Source organism: Pseudomonas parafulva (assembly GCF_002021815.1).
GTDB classification, from domain to species: Bacteria; Pseudomonadota; Gammaproteobacteria; order Pseudomonadales; family Pseudomonadaceae; genus Aquipseudomonas; species Aquipseudomonas parafulva_B.
This window is the reverse complement of the sequence record NZ_CP019952.1, coordinates 1168574-1184397: the sequence shown is the minus strand read 5'-3', so window position 1 is coordinate 1184397 and position 15824 is coordinate 1168574. Positions and strand designations below refer to the sequence as shown.

Annotated in this window: 12 protein-coding genes, 2 tRNA genes and 3 rRNA genes; 2 read left to right on the top strand and 15 right to left on the bottom strand. The window is 57.4% G+C overall.

The genetic code is table 11. From position 1 onward, the window contains the following. Positions 1–89 precede the first annotated feature (89 nt). The 10 genes from B2J77_RS05260 to B2J77_RS05215 form a co-directional block, all read right to left on the bottom strand. Positions 90–986, bottom strand: a complete 897-nt coding sequence (locus tag B2J77_RS05260) for a LysR family transcriptional regulator (RefSeq protein ID WP_078478119.1) — start codon at positions 984–986, stop codon at positions 90–92. Positions 987–1057: 71 nt separating this feature from the next. Continuing rightward, positions 1058–3082 carry a pyridoxamine 5'-phosphate oxidase family protein gene (locus B2J77_RS05255; protein ID WP_078478118.1) on the bottom strand — a complete coding sequence of 675 codons (2025 nt, stop codon included), beginning with the start codon at positions 3080–3082 and terminating at the stop codon, positions 1058–1060. 26 nt (positions 3083–3108) lie between these two features. Further along, positions 3109–3738, bottom strand: a complete 630-nt coding sequence (locus B2J77_RS05250; RefSeq protein WP_078478117.1) for a glutathione S-transferase family protein — start codon at positions 3736–3738, stop codon at positions 3109–3111. Positions 3739–3991: 253 nt separating this feature from the next. Continuing rightward, on the bottom strand, positions 3992–4543 hold the full coding sequence (locus tag B2J77_RS05245; RefSeq protein ID WP_078478116.1) for a UPF0149 family protein: 552 nt from the start codon (positions 4541–4543) through the stop codon (positions 3992–3994). Positions 4544–4650: 107 nt separating this feature from the next. Next, positions 4651–5538 (bottom strand): nitrilase family protein, encoded by an 888-nt coding sequence (locus B2J77_RS05240; RefSeq protein WP_078478115.1) that lies wholly within the window; start codon positions 5536–5538, stop codon positions 4651–4653. 219 nt (positions 5539–5757) lie between these two features. Beyond that, positions 5758–5873: ribosomal RNA gene (gene rrf / locus B2J77_RS05235) — 5S ribosomal RNA — on the bottom strand. Positions 5874–6007: 134 nt separating this feature from the next. After that, positions 6008–8900: ribosomal RNA gene (locus B2J77_RS05230) — 23S ribosomal RNA — on the bottom strand. Between the two features lie 250 nt (positions 8901–9150). After that, positions 9151–9226: transfer RNA gene (locus tag B2J77_RS05225), tRNA-Ala, on the bottom strand. Between the two features lie 24 nt (positions 9227–9250). Next, a tRNA-Ile gene (locus B2J77_RS05220) sits at positions 9251–9327 on the bottom strand. Positions 9328–9412: 85 nt separating this feature from the next. Further along, positions 9413–10949, bottom strand: a 16S ribosomal RNA gene (locus B2J77_RS05215). Together the 16S, 23S and 5S rRNA genes with 2 tRNA genes alongside form the textbook arrangement of a ribosomal RNA operon. Before the next feature lie 454 nt (positions 10950–11403). Between B2J77_RS05215 and B2J77_RS05210 the strand changes: the two genes are divergently transcribed. Both B2J77_RS05210 and B2J77_RS05205 read left to right on the top strand, forming a co-directional pair. Further along, positions 11404–12300, top strand: a complete 897-nt coding sequence (locus tag B2J77_RS05210) for a formate/nitrite transporter family protein (RefSeq protein ID WP_078478114.1) — start codon at positions 11404–11406, stop codon at positions 12298–12300. Positions 12301–12538: 238 nt separating this feature from the next. After that, complete coding sequence (locus tag B2J77_RS05205; protein ID WP_078478113.1) at positions 12539–13636, top strand: diguanylate cyclase; 1098 nt, start codon at positions 12539–12541, stop codon at positions 13634–13636. Here B2J77_RS05205 and B2J77_RS05200 read toward each other — a convergent pair. The 5 genes from B2J77_RS05200 to B2J77_RS05190 form a co-directional block, all read right to left on the bottom strand. Beyond that, positions 13617–13964 carry a DUF2025 family protein gene (locus B2J77_RS05200; protein ID WP_078478112.1) on the bottom strand — a complete coding sequence of 116 codons (348 nt, stop codon included), beginning with the start codon at positions 13962–13964 and terminating at the stop codon, positions 13617–13619. The genes B2J77_RS05205 and B2J77_RS05200 overlap by 20 nt on opposite strands. A gap of 169 nt (positions 13965–14133) precedes the next feature. After that, positions 14134–14250: a cytochrome c oxidase subunit CcoM gene (gene ccoM, locus B2J77_RS21750; RefSeq protein WP_023535213.1), complete on the bottom strand. Its 117-nt coding sequence runs from the start codon at positions 14248–14250 to the stop codon at positions 14134–14136. A gap of 134 nt (positions 14251–14384) precedes the next feature. Further along, on the bottom strand, positions 14385–14543 hold the full coding sequence (locus tag B2J77_RS21440) for a hypothetical protein (RefSeq protein WP_088523537.1): 159 nt from the start codon (positions 14541–14543) through the stop codon (positions 14385–14387). Between the two features lie 65 nt (positions 14544–14608). Further along, positions 14609–14944 (bottom strand): hypothetical protein, encoded by a 336-nt coding sequence (locus B2J77_RS05195; protein ID WP_028687605.1) that lies wholly within the window; start codon positions 14942–14944, stop codon positions 14609–14611. Between the two features lie 62 nt (positions 14945–15006). Continuing rightward, positions 15007–15699 carry a M949_RS01915 family surface polysaccharide biosynthesis protein gene (locus tag B2J77_RS05190; protein ID WP_078478111.1) on the bottom strand — a complete coding sequence of 231 codons (693 nt, stop codon included), beginning with the start codon at positions 15697–15699 and terminating at the stop codon, positions 15007–15009. Between the last annotated feature and the right edge of the window lie 125 nt (positions 15700–15824).

Genomic DNA, 15824 nt, shown 5'->3' with positions numbered 1-15824 from the left:
CAAGCAGTCGTGGTGGGCAAGCTCAACCTGCACAAGGACCTGCAGCACGAACCACCCAGGTTGCTTTACATTCACCCTGCTCAGTTAAATCAGTCCAGCTGTCGAGCCTTCAGCGCCTGCGCCAGCATGTCAATGAAGGCCCGGACCTTGGCTGAACCGTACTTGCTCTCCCGGTGCAATATATGGATTGGCCAAGGCGCCTCTTCGTAATCGGCCAGAACCACCTGCAGCTGCCCGCTGGCCAGTTCATCCGCGACCTGATACGACAGCAGGCGAGCAATGCCCAACCCGCAGCTGGCCGCAGCGATGGCGCCGTCATTGCTGGTCACAGTCAAGCGGGGTTTCATGCGCACCAGGGTCGGTTCACCGATTACTCCGAAACGCCAGCCGGCTCGCGGCGACAGGTTGGTGGTACCAATCACTGCATGCTCCGCCAAGTCGGACGGGTGCTTTGGCACGCCATGACGCGCCAGATATTCGGGAGAGGCGCACAGCATGCGTCGGACCCTGCCCACCCGCAGTGCTTTGAGCCCGGAGTCGGGTAAGGGCCCGATACGAACGGCCACATCCATGCCCTCTTCGACCATGTTCACGATGCGGTCGAGGAAGTAGGCGGAGACGTCAACCTCGGGGTACTGCTGCAGGTAGCGGACGATGCACGGCATGACGAACTTCTTGCCAAACAGGATGGGCGCAGTAACGGCCAGGTCGCCCTTGGGTGTGGCGTTGATGCCGGCAGCGGCTTCGTTGGCCTCATGGATGCTGGCGAGAATGTGCCGGGTGTCCTCCAGGTAGCGGCCGCCGGCTTCGGTCAGGCGCACACTGCGCGTGGTACGCAGCGCCAACTTCACCCCGAGTTGTTCTTCCAGGGCGACAACAGCACGGGTGACGGCCGCCGGGGAGATATCCAGGCGCCGGGCAGCGGCGGCGAAGCTTTCCAGTTCGCCAACGGCGACGAACACCTTCATCAGGTGGATCTGGTCCATGCGGGCTCCTGGGGGCGGGAATGCGGGCATTATGGTTGATTCGAGGCGCTGGTGCTGCCTGTTCTGGCCGATCAGATATCAAGCATCAACGCCTGCCCCGGCTCATCCATGTTCGCTGGCACCGCACAACAGATCAGCGCGGTCCCGCTCTCCGGCATTTCGGCCGGGAGGTTAGGGTAATGCACCTGGCCACTGAGCAACCGCGTTTTGCAGGTGCCGCAGGTTCCACCCCGGCAACTGAATTCCGGCGACAGGCCATGTGCTTCGGCCAGCTCCAGCAGTGTGCCGCTGGAGGGTGACCACTGTGCCTGCTTAGCTGATGCTGCAAAATGCACCGCCACTGGCTCGCTGGCAGCAAGCGGCTGCTGCAGCGTCGGCTGGCCGGCGTCGAGGTGGCGGCGAAGGCTTGACGGGCCGAACGCTTCGGCATGAATCCGCGCGTCCGGCACATGCAGGCCACGCAGCCCCTGGTAGAAGTCCTGGGTGAAGTTGCCTGGGCCACACAGGTAGAAGTCGTAGTCATCGAGTGTCAGTGTGGCTTTGACGTGCTCGATACCCAGCCGGTCGGCAAACTGATAGTCACGGCCTGGCTGGGCGTGGTCTTCGGGTTGGCTCAGGGCGCGGTACACGTGCAGCAGCCCTGCGGCGTAATGTTGCAAGTGGGCCAGTTCCTTGTGGAATGCCAGATCAGCCAAGCTACGGGCACCTTGGAAAAGATGAATGACCCGCGCCTGCCCCTGCTTCAACTGCTCGCGCAACATGGCCAGCAAAGGCGTGATACCCACGCCAGCGCCAATCAGTACCAGCGGCCGGGTGCTGTTCAAATCGAGCGTGAAACTGCCTACGGGCGGGCGCACCTGCAGTACATCGCCTGCCACGACGCGCTCATGCAAATATCGCGAAGCGGGCCCCTGGGCTTTGACGCTGATACGCACATGGCCGTCGGAGGGTGCGCTGGACAGGCTGTAGGTGCGGATCAGAGGCTTATGCGGGTCCAGCGGGATTTGCACGGGCACATGTTGCCCTGGCGCGAACGTCACTGCGGTAGCGCCAGGTGGCTCAAGGTAGAACGAGCGGATATCGCCGCTTTCCTGCTCTACCCGCAGCACACGCCAAGGTTGCCATTGCGCCTGTTGCGAAGGTTGCAGCAGGCGGGGCCAGGTGCCGGTCGCCAACGTGGTTGGCGCGTAGTCCTTGAATGCCCAACGCAGGCCAACTGCGCCCGGACGCCATACCACCTGCTCGACATCCAGCGTCCATAGACGCTCGGCACCCTCGAACAGGGAAGTGTCGGGGCTGTCCAGCACCAGCTCGGCACGCCCATACAGTTGCAGCACGTTGCCGTTGCTGAAGTCGATGAACAATAGCCCAGCCCGGGGGTTTGCCAGCAGGTTGCCCAGGGTATTGAAGTGCAGGTTCCCGGCGTAATCGGGGATGGTCAGGAGGCTGCCTTCAACCCTGACGAAGCCGGGTCGTCCGCCACGGTGGGAGACGTCCACCGCTCGCTGGCCGTCGGCGTGCTCGACATAACTGGCAACGAAGAAGGTATCGGCTGCCTGGATCAGGCTGACGGCATCGGCATCCAGCGCTGTGGAATCGACGCGCCCTTGGAGCAGTTGCGCAACCCGGGTGTAGTCGCGCCGTTGGATGTATTGCGGGCAGTTGCCGAATGACTGAGCCACGGTCACCTGCAACTGCCCCTGGGTGGCCTGTTGGATGTGGCCGTTGAGGCGATTGCGCCGACGGGTGTGCAGTTCGATACCCAGCAGACCGACTGCCTGCCCGTCGGCCAGCCCTGGCGTCGCCGGATCGTCGGCTGGCGGTTGGGTATCGATTATCAGCTCACGTGGATGGGGCGAGCGGATGAAACCTTCCGGCCCCTCCAGTAGGGTCGCCCATGGACGGCCCTGCGAGTCCACGCTGGCGGCAACAATGAACGGCAGCTGGTGGTAGAAGGTGCGGTGCTGATCGGGCATGTAGTCGCGAATGACCTTATGCCCCACCGCCTCCATGCGCGCTGCAACACCCACCTTTTCCTGCAGGGTTTTCTCGCCTGGGTGCCAAGGCGATGGGCGATGGTCGAGTGTGTGCTGCATGGCGACGTCCTCGGGGCGGCAAAGTGTCAGGCGTTGTTCTGCAGCCCGATCTGAGTACGTGGCATGGCCACGAAGCCGGGCAACGCTTCGATTCGCATCAGCCAGTCGCGCACATTGGCGTAGGGCTCCAGCGACACATTGCCTTCAGGTGCGTGGGCGATGTACGAGTAGTTGGCGATGTCGGCGATGGTTGGGGTATGGCCTGCCAGGAACGGTCTTTCGGCCAACTCGGTATCGATCACCTTGAGCAGCGCATGGGCGCGAGCAATGACCTCGTCGGTATTGAATGCCGCGCCGAATACGGTTACCAGGCGCGCGGCGGCCGGACCGAAGGCCAGCGGGCCGGCCGCTACCGATAACCAGCGTTGCACAGCAGCCGCTGCCACTGGATCTTCGGGCAGCCATGCACCGTTGTCGTATTTCTTGGCCAGGTACACCAGGATGGCGTTGGAATCAGCGATCACCGTACCGTTGTCATCGATCACCGGCACCTGACCGAAAGGGTTCAGGGCCAGGAACTCGGGTTGCTTGTGCGCACCTGCTGCCAGGTCCACGAAAACCAGTTCGGTGGGCAACGCAAGCAGGGAAAGCATGAGCTCGATGCGGTGCGCGTGACCGGACTTGGGGAAGTTGTAGAGCTTTATTGGGTTGGACATTGGCATGGCTCCTAGTCAGCGCCGGCATAGCGCTGGTGGAGCCATACTGCATGTATCGACGTAGAAGCAGAATCAGCGCCTGGAGCAAGCCTCAATTTCGCTGATCGAAACAATGGGCCTGCGTGGCGCCCGCGACAGAAGGTGATTGGAGGTAGAGCCTGTGCTGAGCCTATACAACGTGGGGACTGTGGCACCGTATGGCTGTTTGAACCCCAACTTGCTCAGTTCATCAAATTCGCGGTCTTCGATGGCCTTACCGCTGCCTTGAATAGAAGCGATAGAGCTGGCGAACGGCATCGATGACTTGGGGCACGCACTGCTGGATATTCTGTTCGGACATCTGATCCAATAGCTCGACGTTATCTTCCAACCCATGTAGCGAGATAGTCTTGAGCAGCGCATCCTGTTCTGTAGGCAGGGCAGCCCACCCAGCGACTTGAGTGCCGCGCATGTAGCCAAAGCACCACTCCTCCATGACGACTTCGGTACCCTGATCGCCCTCGCCTTGCTCAAAAAGCGGTTCGAAGCCATCAACATCGTCTTCCAGGTCTTCGGCAACCTGACTGGCGTAGCGCAACATTAATGCCGTATAGGCCTCTTCGTCAGCAGGCTTCTTGAACTTGGGAACGTGACCGCCGGCTACCGCTGGCAGCCATTCCATAGGCTGGACGGTATTGGGTGAGCTAGCCAGGGCGGTGAAGAAGCCGTTGAGCTCTGCCAGATTGATGACCGAGTAGTCATTGCCGTAGACGATCAACATGTCTTCAAGGCGATTGAGCTCTTTTTCTGTAAGCGGTAAAAACATGCAGTAGGGTCCTGGCAGTCGGGTATGCGTGCACCCTAACATAAACACCTCCTGCAGAGCGCCTGCGCGCTTCATACGCATCATGTGGGTATGCCTGAATAGCGTGCTCACTTCCTTAGCGGCATGGCCGCATGCAGGCGATAACCGAGCGTCACATCATAAAGATCTGTACGCCGAACACGGGGGGCGTCATTCAAGGTATTGCAGGGGGCCGAGCGAGCACTGCTCAGGTCTATATCGGCATAGACGATGGTCTGCTCTTGTGCACTGGCCACTTCGCCAATAGGCCAGCCGTTGGTTCCGGCAATCAGTGAACATCCCAAAAACCGCCTACCTCGCTCGTCACCGATACGATTGGCAGCGGCAATGAAGATATTGTTGATGTGGGCGGCCGTCATGGTCGGGTAGTTGGCCATGCACCGGTCTGCCTGATCGAATAGCGGTGGTGGTGTCCAGACCCAGTTATTGAGGCTGCAGATCAGATCGGCCCCTTGGGCTGCCAGCAGTCGTGGCACTTCCGGGAACCAGATATCACCGCCAATCAACAGACCTATGCGGCCTATCGATGTGTCAAACACTGGAAAGCCCAGGTTACCTGGGGCACACCACAAGTTTTCCTGGGCCCCTAAGTGAGCCTTGCGGTAATGCCCGAGCAAACCGCTCGGGCCGAACAGCACCGCACTGTCATACAGTTTCAATCCATCCTGTTCGACGAATCCGGCAGCCAAGTAGACCTGGTATTGCTCGGCAAGGTCTGCCCAGGCCTGCACGCTAGAGCCGTGCTCAAGTGTTTCGGCATGAGCAAAGGCCTCTGCCCGCGACACAAAGGTGTAGCCCGTGTTGGTGAGTTCGGGCAGCACGATGAGGTTGGCTCCAGCACGCGCGGCGCTGCGTGCCAATGCCACGCTCTTGGCGAGGTTACCAGCGCAATGTTCAAGCCCCACCTGAGGCGCGAACTGGATGACGGCAATGCGTGCCGGGCTGAATGCGGCCATGATGCCTTCCCTCTTTTGATCGTTTAGAAGGAAGCCAGTAGAGCCGGCTTTCGTTAACCGGATACAGTCGGGCGTTTCTGATAAGTCGGTAGGATTCTACGATTCAGATGGTAAGCATGACCTTACAGATCAAACCATCTATTCAGCTGCAATAATTTTGGGTAGTCCCAAAGACAAAACCCCTACCTGCATACGCAGATAGGGGTTTTGCGAAATGAATCTTGACGATGACCTACTCTCACATGGGGAAACCCCACACTACCATCGGCGATGCATCGTTTCACTACTGAGTTCGGGATGGGATCAGGTGGTTCCAATGCTCTATGGTCGTCAAGAAATTCTGTAGCCAGAATGTCCTGTTGGACAGCCCAGCGAATCCGGATATGTGATGTTTGTGATGTGTTGCGAACTTTCGGTTCATGTCATCTTCACCACCGCAATCTGCAGAAGCAAATTGCTTGGGTGTTATATGGTCAAGCCTCACGGGCAATTAGTATTGGTTAGCTCAACGCCTCACAGCGCTTACACACCCAACCTATCAACGTCGTAGTCTTCGACGGCCCTTTAGGGGATTCAAGATCCCAGTGAGATCTCATCTTGAGGCAAGTTTCCCGCTTAGATGCTTTCAGCGGTTATCTCTTCCGAACATAGCTACCCGGCAATGCCACTGGCGTGACAACCGGAACACCAGAGGTTCGTCCACTCCGGTCCTCTCGTACTAGGAGCAGCCCCTCTCAAATCTCAAACGTCCACGGCAGATAGGGACCGAACTGTCTCACGACGTTCTAAACCCAGCTCGCGTACCACTTTAAATGGCGAACAGCCATACCCTTGGGACCGGCTTCAGCCCCAGGATGTGATGAGCCGACATCGAGGTGCCAAACACCGCCGTCGATATGAACTCTTGGGCGGTATCAGCCTGTTATCCCCGGAGTACCTTTTATCCGTTGAGCGATGGCCCTTCCATACAGAACCACCGGATCACTAAGACCTACTTTCGTACCTGCTCGACGTGTGTGTCTCGCAGTCAAGCGCGCTTTTGCCTTTATACTCTACGACCGATTTCCGACCGGTCTGAGCGCACCTTCGTACTCCTCCGTTACTCTTTGGGAGGAGACCGCCCCAGTCAAACTACCCACCATACACTGTCCTCGATCCGGATAACGGACCTGAGTTAGAACCTCAAAGTTGCCAGGGTGGTATTTCAAGGATGGCTCCATGAGAACTGGCGTCCCCACTTCAAAGCCTCCCACCTATCCTACACAAGCAAATTCAAAGTCCAGTGCAAAGCTATAGTAAAGGTTCACGGGGTCTTTCCGTCTAGCCGCGGATACACTGCATCTTCACAGCGATTTCAATTTCACTGAGTCTCGGGTGGAGACAGCGCCGCCATCGTTACGCCATTCGTGCAGGTCGGAACTTACCCGACAAGGAATTTCGCTACCTTAGGACCGTTATAGTTACGGCCGCCGTTTACCGGGGCTTCGATCAAGAGCTTCGCTTGCGCTAACCCCATCAATTAACCTTCCGGCACCGGGCAGGCGTCACACCCTATACGTCCACTTTCGTGTTTGCAGAGTGCTGTGTTTTTAATAAACAGTCGCAGCGGCCTGGTATCTTCGACCAGCAAAAGCTTACGGGGCAAGCCCTTCACCTTCGCCGGCGCACCTTCTCCCGAAGTTACGGTGCCATTTTGCCTAGTTCCTTCACCCGAGTTCTCTCAAGCGCCTTGGTATTCTCTACCTAACCACCTGTGTCGGTTTGGGGTACGGTTCCCAGTTATCTGAAGCTTAGGAGCTTTTCTTGGAAGCATGGTATCAACCACTTCATCGCCTAAAGGCAACTCGTCATCAGCTCTCGGCCTTGAAATCCCGGATTTGCCTAAGATTTCAGCCTACCACCTTAAACCTGGACAACCAACGCCAGGCTGGCCTAACCTTCTCCGTCCCTCCATCGCAATAACTGGAAGTACAGGAATATTAACCTGTTTTCCATCGACTACGCTTTTCAGCCTCGCCTTAGGGACCGACTAACCCTGCGTCGATTAACGTTGCGCAGGAAACCTTGGTCTTTCGGCGTGCGAGTTTTTCACTCGCATTGTCGTTACTCATGTCAGCATTCGCACTTCTGATACCTCCAGCAAGCTTCTCAACTCACCTTCACAGGCTTACAGAACGCTCCTCTACCGCATCACCATAAGGTGATACCCGTAGCTTCGGTGCATGGTTTGAGCCCCGTTACATCTTCCGCGCAGGCCGACTCGACTAGTGAGCTATTACGCTTTCTTTAAAGGGTGGCTGCTTCTAAGCCAACCTCCTAGCTGTCTAAGCCTTCCCACATCGTTTCCCACTTAACCATGACTTTGGGACCTTAGCTGACGGTCTGGGTTGTTTCCCTTTTCACGACGGACGTTAGCACCCGCCGTGTGTCTCCCATGCTCGGCACTTGTAGGTATTCGGAGTTTGCATCGGTTTGGTAAGTCGGGATGACCCCCTAGCCGAAACAGTGCTCTACCCCCTACAGTGATACATGAGGCGCTACCTAAATAGCTTTCGAGGAGAACCAGCTATCTCCGAGCTTGATTAGCCTTTCACTCCGATCCACAGGTCATCCGCTAACTTTTCAACGGTAGTCGGTTCGGTCCTCCAGTCAGTGTTACCTAACCTTCAACCTGCCCATGGATAGATCGCCCGGTTTCGGGTCTATACCCAGCGACTAAACGCCCTATTAAGACTCGCTTTCGCTACGCCTCCCCTATTCGGTTAAGCTCGCCACTGAATATAAGTCGCTGACCCATTATACAAAAGGTACGCAGTCACCTAACAAAGTAGGCTCCCACTGCTTGTACGCATACGGTTTCAGGTTCTATTTCACTCCCCTCTCCGGGGTTCTTTTCGCCTTTCCCTCACGGTACTGGTTCACTATCGGTCAGTCAGTAGTATTTAGCCTTGGAGGATGGTCCCCCCATATTCAGACAAAGTTTCTCGTGCTCCGTCCTACTCGATTTCATTGATAAGAGATTTTCGTGTACGGGGCTATCACCCACTATGGCTGCACTTTCCAGAGCATTCCACTAATCTCAAATCAACTTAAGGGCTGGTCCCCGTTCGCTCGCCACTACTAAGGGAATCTCGGTTGATTTCTTTTCCTCAGGGTACTTAGATGTTTCAGTTCCCCTGGTTCGCCTCTTGCACCTATGTATTCAGTACAAGATAACCAGCTTGTGCTGGCTGGGTTCCCCCATTCAGAGATCTCTGGATCACAGTCTGTTTGCCGACTCCCCAAAGCTTTTCGCAGGCTACCACGTCTTTCATCGCCTCTGACTGCCAAGGCATCCACCGTATGCGCTTCTTCACTTGACCATATAACCCCAAGCAATCTGGTTATACTGTGAAGACGACATTCGCCGAAAATTCGCACGTCGCTCTTACGAGCAGAACTCACAAATTTTACCTTAGCCTGAATTCCAGCAGTGAAACTGGTCTTCAGTCTATTTCTATCACATATCCGAATTTTTAAAGAACGGTCTGACAAAAATCAGAAATCAACATTCACGCTGGAATGTTCATTTCTGTATTCTGAACAGTGCTGCAAACCTTAAGCCTGAAGGATTGGTGGAGCCAAGCGGGATCGAACCGCTGACCTCCTGCGTGCAAGGCAGGCGCTCTCCCAGCTGAGCTATGGCCCCGTATTCTACGGCTGAACCAAGTAATGGTAGGTCTGGGCAGATTTGAACTGCCGACCTCACCCTTATCAGGGGTGCGCTCTAACCAACTGAGCTACAGACCTATAACAGGGTCGCTTTACAACATCGTCTTTTACAATGAATCAAGCAATTCGTGTGGGAGCTCATCAGCAGGCTGATGTCGTCGATTAAGGAGGTGATCCAGCCGCAGGTTCCCCTACGGCTACCTTGTTACGACTTCACCCCAGTCATGAATCACACCGTGGTAACCGTCCTCCCGAAGGTTAGACTAGCTACTTCTGGTGCAACCCACTCCCATGGTGTGACGGGCGGTGTGTACAAGGCCCGGGAACGTATTCACCGCGACATTCTGATTCGCGATTACTAGCGATTCCGACTTCACGCAGTCGAGTTGCAGACTGCGATCCGGACTACGATCGGTTTTGTGAGATTAGCTCCACCTCGCGGCTTGGCAACCCTCTGTACCGACCATTGTAGCACGTGTGTAGCCCAGGCCGTAAGGGCCATGATGACTTGACGTCATCCCCACCTTCCTCCGGTTTGTCACCGGCAGTCTCCTTAGAGTGCCCACCATAACGTGCTGGTAACTAAGGACAAGGGTTGCGCTCGTTACGGGACTTAACCCAACATCTCACGACACGAGCTGACGACAGCCATGCAGCACCTGTGTCAGAGTTCCCGAAGGCACCCATCCATCTCTGGAAAGTTCTCTGCATGTCAAGGCCTGGTAAGGTTCTTCGCGTTGCTTCGAATTAAACCACATGCTCCACCGCTTGTGCGGGCCCCCGTCAATTCATTTGAGTTTTAACCTTGCGGCCGTACTCCCCAGGCGGTCAACTTAATGCGTTAGCTGCGCCACTAAAATCTCAAGGATTCCAACGGCTAGTTGACATCGTTTACGGCGTGGACTACCAGGGTATCTAATCCTGTTTGCTCCCCACGCTTTCGCACCTCAGTGTCAGTATCAGTCCAGGTGGTCGCCTTCGCCACTGGTGTTCCTTCCTATATCTACGCATTTCACCGCTACACAGGAAATTCCACCACCCTCTACCGTACTCTAGCTTGCCAGTTTTGGATGCAGTTCCCAGGTTGAGCCCGGGGCTTTCACATCCAACTTAACAAACCACCTACGCGCGCTTTACGCCCAGTAATTCCGATTAACGCTTGCACCCTCTGTATTACCGCGGCTGCTGGCACAGAGTTAGCCGGTGCTTATTCTGTCGGTAACGTCAAAATTGCAGAGTATTAATCTACAACCCTTCCTCCCAACTTAAAGTGCTTTACAATCCGAAGACCTTCTTCACACACGCGGCATGGCTGGATCAGGCTTTCGCCCATTGTCCAATATTCCCCACTGCTGCCTCCCGTAGGAGTCTGGACCGTGTCTCAGTTCCAGTGTGACTGATCATCCTCTCAGACCAGTTACGGATCGTCGCCTTGGTGAGCCATTACCTCACCAACAAGCTAATCCGACCTAGGCTCATCTGATAGCGCAAGGCCCGAAGGTCCCCTGCTTTCTCCCGTAGGACGTATGCGGTATTAGCGTTCCTTTCGAAACGTTGTCCCCCACTACCAGGCAGATTCCTAGGCATTACTCACCCGTCCGCCGCTGAATCAAGGAGCAAGCTCCCGTCATCCGCTCGACTTGCATGTGTTAGGCCTGCCGCCAGCGTTCAATCTGAGCCATGATCAAACTCTTCAGTTCAATACTGCTTGGGTTTTTAAGAAACCCTAAACTTGGCTCAGCAATCTCAAATGACTATGTGATTTCTCGCATGGCCACTTGTGATGCTGATAATCTTTCTGACTATCAGTCCGTACTCACAAGCACCCACACGAATTGCTTGATTCGATTTGTTAAAGAGCGTTTGGCTGAGAGCGTTTCGTCTCAACCGAGGCGCGCATTCTACGCTTTCCTCACTGCCTGTCAAGCGTTTATTTTGAAGTTTTTTGAAGCGCCTTACTCGAAGACTTGAAACTTCAACCGCTGACCGACTTCCCCGCTGCGTTACTCGCTGCGAGGTGGCGAATAATACGCGCTTTGAATCTTGAGTCAACCCTTTGATTTAAAAACTTTTGCACACGTACCGCCCCATTCCCCGCAACTTAATGAGGCCGCGGTGAATCTGTAGATAAACCCACCACGGAGCGTAGCGGTAATGAGCGAGGCGCAAAGCGAGAAAACCCCGGGCCTGTCTGCAGACGAACAACAGGAGGTCAGCTCCAACCAGCCGCCACGTGCGGCAGTGCTCCACGAAACCATCCGGTTGCAGGGCGACCAGGAACTGGAACGTACATTGGCTGCGCTCTGGTGGTCAGCCCTTGCCGCTGGTTTGTCCATGGGGCTGTCACTGATGGCCATGGGTCTTCTGTACTCGCGTCTGCCGGACGGCGAGAGCGCGCAGGTCATCGCCAGTATCGGCTACAGCGCCGGCTTCCTAGCCGTCATCATCGCACGGCAGCAGTTGTTCACCGAGAACACTCTGACCGCCGTCCTGCCGGTGATGACGACGCCAACGCTAGGCAACTTCGGTCGCCTGCTGCGTCTCTGGGGCGTGGTCCTGGCCGGCAACCTGGCCGGTACCTTGCTGGTGGCCTGGGTAATGCTCGAACTGCCCATCTTCGATACCAAGACAGACATCGCGTTCCTGGAGGTGGGGCGTAAAGTAATGGAGAACGACGTTAGCCAGATGTTTGCCAAAGGCATCGTATCCGGCTGGATGATCGCCACCATGGTCTGGATGATCCCCTCCATGGAGCACGCCAAGATCTGGATCATCCTGGTCATCACCTACCTCATGGCATTGGGCGACTTTACCCACATCGTGGTGGGGTCGGTAGAGGTCTCGTATCTGGTCTGGGCAGGTGAAGAAACCTGGAGCAACTTCTTGCTGCACTTTGCCCTGCCTACGCTGGCCGGCAACATCATCGGCGGCAGTCTCATCTTTGGTCTGATCAGCCATGCCCAGGTGCGCAGCGACAGCGGCAAATCGCCGTCGCAGTTACTCAAAGATGAACAGCCCTCGCGAAAACGCCAAGGCGATCAGCAAAAATGAAACGTAGCCTTACCGCGTGCGGGTAACATCTCTTTTTCTTCTATAAGGAAGCTGGGCAAAGGCGTGCCGACAACGCTGCCCAGCTTTCCCGTCTTCTTTCAGATCCCAGTCAGGCATACTCGCCTCCACTGCTCGCATCACCCGTGATTTGGCTTGCAAGGCCATGTCTCGTGCACCGCCCATGGCCCAGAATACTCGCGCACGTTAAGCGATAAGCGCTCCGACAGAGATCACACCCATGGACACACGCACCGGCAAGGGCCTTTCGTTTGCCAAACGGATTTATCTGCCACGGGTACTGGGCAAGGGTGTGGGGCTTTTCGCGGTAATGGCCGCAGTGCAACCCCTGTCTCCCCCCGCCTGGGTTTGGGCATTCATGCTGTTCAACGGCTTGCTGTGGCCACATTTGGCCTATCTGTGGGCGGCCCGGTCCAAAACCCCCTACCAGGCCGAGCAACGCAACTTTTTTCTTGATTCGCTAATGGGTGGGTTCTGGGCCGGTGCCATGCAGTTCAATCCGCTGCCGACGGTTACCGTTCTATCGATGATCACCATGAACAACGTCGCAGCCGGCGGCAAGGCCTTGGCTATTCGCGCAGGCATGGCGCAAGTGGCAGGCATGCTTACGGCTTGCGTCTTGCTGGGGGCGGAATTTCAACCCGACGCCACCGCCTTTCAGGTCTACGCCTGCCTGCCGATGCTGACGTTGTACCCGGCGGCGCTAGGGTGGGTCTGCTATCGACTGGCAATCAAGCTGGCCGAGCACAAACGCCGACTCAACACCCTCAGCCTGACCGATAGCCTGACCGGGCTGCTCAACCACGGCGCCTGGAAAGACCTTATGGCGAGGCGTTTTCACGGGTGCAGGAAACAGCGCAGTGAAGCGGTAGTTGCCCTGATCGACATCGATCATTTCAAGACCATCAACGACACTTTCGGCCATGTGGTGGGCGATCAGGTGCTGCGCCAGGTGAGCATCGAGTTGCGCGGCGCCCTGCGCGAGGGCGACAAGGCCGGTCGCTACGGGGGTGACGAGTTTTGCGTGATACTGCCGAGCACCACCGAAGCCCAGGCCTGCCAGGCCATGGAGCGCCTGCGCGAGCGCGTGGCGGCCTACCGCGACCCGCAGACACCGCACCTGCGCATCAGCTTGAGCATTGGCCTGTGCCCGTTCGACCCCTCGCTGGAGACGCCCGACGGCTGGTTACGCCAGGCGGACACCGCTTTGTATGTAGCCAAGCGCAACGGCCGGGATCGCGTCATGGCCACTCATCGTGCCGATACCAGCGTGACGCCTTCTGCCGAGCCCCCCGCCTTCATATCGCTGGCGCGATGACGCCTGCCGGGTGCAAGCGCCGCTCGGCCACAATCTCCGGCAGGTCGTGCCGACGAAGGTAGGCCCTGAGCGGCTCACTCACATTCAGCCGCTCATCCATGCGTTGCTCCAGCAACAGGCCCAGCCGCTCGCGACACAAGGCCATGCGATGCCCCTGTTCGGGTCGCCATACGAACTCGTTGCTGGGGGTGATGCTGTCGTCGGCGATATCCATGCCGAAGGCATCCTCGGAGAAACGCACGATATAGAGGCCACGTTTACCGTGAAAGCCGACGAAGCCCTTGAGCTGCTCGGCTGCATTGCAGATATCCTGGGATGTAATGGTCATGCCCCACCTCACGATGAATGGAACGCGCTGCGTAGCCTTCAAACGGAAATGCTTGCCGCTGCCAGCCACGCCCGCGCGTAACGGCCCACGTCGCCGGAACAAATGCCAGGCAAAAAAATGGGCGACCGAAGTCGCCCTAAATGCCTTGCGTGCTCGTGAATCGAGAAGGTCAAGGGCGCTTGCGCTTGCTCGAGTCCTTCCAGATGAAAATGCCTAGACCGGCGAAGAAAGCCACCATCAACCCCACCGTTACCACGCCTGCGATAACCACGTTGTCGAAGAACATGCCGACCTCTCCATTTGTTTGCCGTTGTCCGATGGGAGAACAGTAACCAATGTCAGGCGGGAGGAAATTGACCAGGGTCAATGACGCCCGGGGACGGGCGCGCGGGCGGGTGCAGGGTTGACCTGCGTCAAGCATCAGCGTTTCTTGGGCTTGCGCTTGGACTTCTTCTTGGCAGCATTCAAGGGCAGTGCCTGCTCGAAAGCATCGCGCATCTCGTTCAGGCGCTTTTCCTTGATGTCATGCACGCGGCGTGCACGTTCGGCATCGAAATCAATGAGATTGTCTTGGCTCATACTGGGCTCTACACGCTACGGATACTGCATGATGGGGCCAGAACCAGACGCTTGCCAGTCCCGTTTCATACTTCGATGTCCACCAGCAGCCCCTGGCGCACGGGCTCACCCATCAAGGGCACCACTGGCACGGTGTTGTCGGCGTTGACCTCATGGCCCGGCAACGCGTCGAATCGCTCATCGTTACCTTTGCCTTTACCCTGGCGTTGCTGCTGCCGGCGCTGCTCCTCTCGCAGCAGCAACTGCTGTTCCTGCGGGTCACGTTGGCGCTTGAGGTCGATTGCACTTTCACCGGATGCAGGCTGCGCCGGCACTACCGGCTTTATATCCGGGGTCGGTTTGACCGGGTCCTGCTGCGAGGTGACCGGGGCAGCGCTGAGCGGAATGATCGGTGGCAGCATGGCGGTTCTCCTGTAGCCCTGTATCGGCAGCCCTGCCGCTGCCTTGAAGTCATGGACAACTTCTAGCCCGGTTCGTCCGCCGCCTCATCCTGGTCCTGCAAGGCGGTTTCGCTCCAGGGACGCTGGTAGACCTGCTGCCACACTGCATCCATATGAGCCCGAACCCAGGCCGGGGCGGCCCTGAGCGAGGCACTGTCCTGGCGCTCGCCGCCGATCGGATCTTCGCCGGCCGGCGTGATCAGCGACTGGCCCGTGATGCTGTAGACCCTTTGCCCGTCCCGCATCTCGATGGCGATGTCATGGGGCTCGACACCTCCTCCGCAGAACGCATGGCTGGCCACTGTCACCTCGGCCGCACCGTTCTGGTCGAGGTCGGCCACGCCGCTGACATCGGTGTAGAAGTCCACGTCCAGGTCCAAACCCGGACACGTGGTTTGCTGATCGATCTGCCAGCGCGCCTGGAAGGCCTCCTGCGCCTTGCTTCGGCCGTACAAGGTCGCCTTGAGCACGACCTTGTCCACTTCCTGCTCACTTTCAGGGTCGCTGGCCTGGCCATCGACACGGCTCAAGACCAGCAGCCCTTCGCCGTCACTGTCGCGGTAGTGCACGCTCTTGAGCGGTGCCTGCACGCCCAGCACCTCCAGTTGCTCCATGGGGATAGGTGGCAACATTTCGAAGGTCTTCGGCTCGCAGCCTGCCACGAGCAGACCGCCGACTGTGAGGCTCAAGACAACGCAAAGAGGCTTGGCAGGCATGGGATGCAGAACCCTCGTCGGCACGGCAGGAAGCGACGAAACGGCTAGACTGATGCACCGGCCGAGACCGTTCGGCACCCTCAGGTGCACTCGGCACTTTGGTCTGCCCGGCCGATCCGTTAACA

Excerpts from the sequence above, each read along its gene's own strand:
- B2J77_RS05260 (WP_078478119.1), bottom strand. The coding sequence starts at position 986 with ATGGACCAGATCCACCTGATGAAGGTGTTCGTCGCCGTTGGCGAACTG.
- B2J77_RS05255 (WP_078478118.1), bottom strand. The coding sequence starts at position 3,082 with ATGCAGCACACACTCGACCATCGCCCATCGCCTTGGCACCCAGGCGAG.
- B2J77_RS05250 (WP_078478117.1), bottom strand. The coding sequence starts at position 3,738 with ATGTCCAACCCAATAAAGCTCTACAACTTCCCCAAGTCCGGTCACGCG.
- B2J77_RS05245 (WP_078478116.1), bottom strand. The coding sequence starts at position 4,543 with ATGTTTTTACCGCTTACAGAAAAAGAGCTCAATCGCCTTGAAGACATG.
- B2J77_RS05240 (WP_078478115.1), bottom strand. The coding sequence starts at position 5,538 with ATGGCCGCATTCAGCCCGGCACGCATTGCCGTCATCCAGTTCGCGCCT.
- B2J77_RS05210 (WP_078478114.1), top strand. The coding sequence starts at position 11,404 with ATGAGCGAGGCGCAAAGCGAGAAAACCCCGGGCCTGTCTGCAGACGAA.
- B2J77_RS05205 (WP_078478113.1), top strand. The coding sequence starts at position 12,539 with ATGGACACACGCACCGGCAAGGGCCTTTCGTTTGCCAAACGGATTTAT.
- B2J77_RS05200 (WP_078478112.1), bottom strand. The coding sequence starts at position 13,964 with ATGACCATTACATCCCAGGATATCTGCAATGCAGCCGAGCAGCTCAAG.
- ccoM (WP_023535213.1), bottom strand. The coding sequence starts at position 14,250 with ATGTTCTTCGACAACGTGGTTATCGCAGGCGTGGTAACGGTGGGGTTG.
- B2J77_RS21440 (WP_088523537.1), bottom strand. The coding sequence starts at position 14,543 with ATGAGCCAAGACAATCTCATTGATTTCGATGCCGAACGTGCACGCCGC.
- B2J77_RS05195 (WP_028687605.1), bottom strand. The coding sequence starts at position 14,944 with ATGCTGCCACCGATCATTCCGCTCAGCGCTGCCCCGGTCACCTCGCAG.
- B2J77_RS05190 (WP_078478111.1), bottom strand. The coding sequence starts at position 15,699 with ATGCCTGCCAAGCCTCTTTGCGTTGTCTTGAGCCTCACAGTCGGCGGT.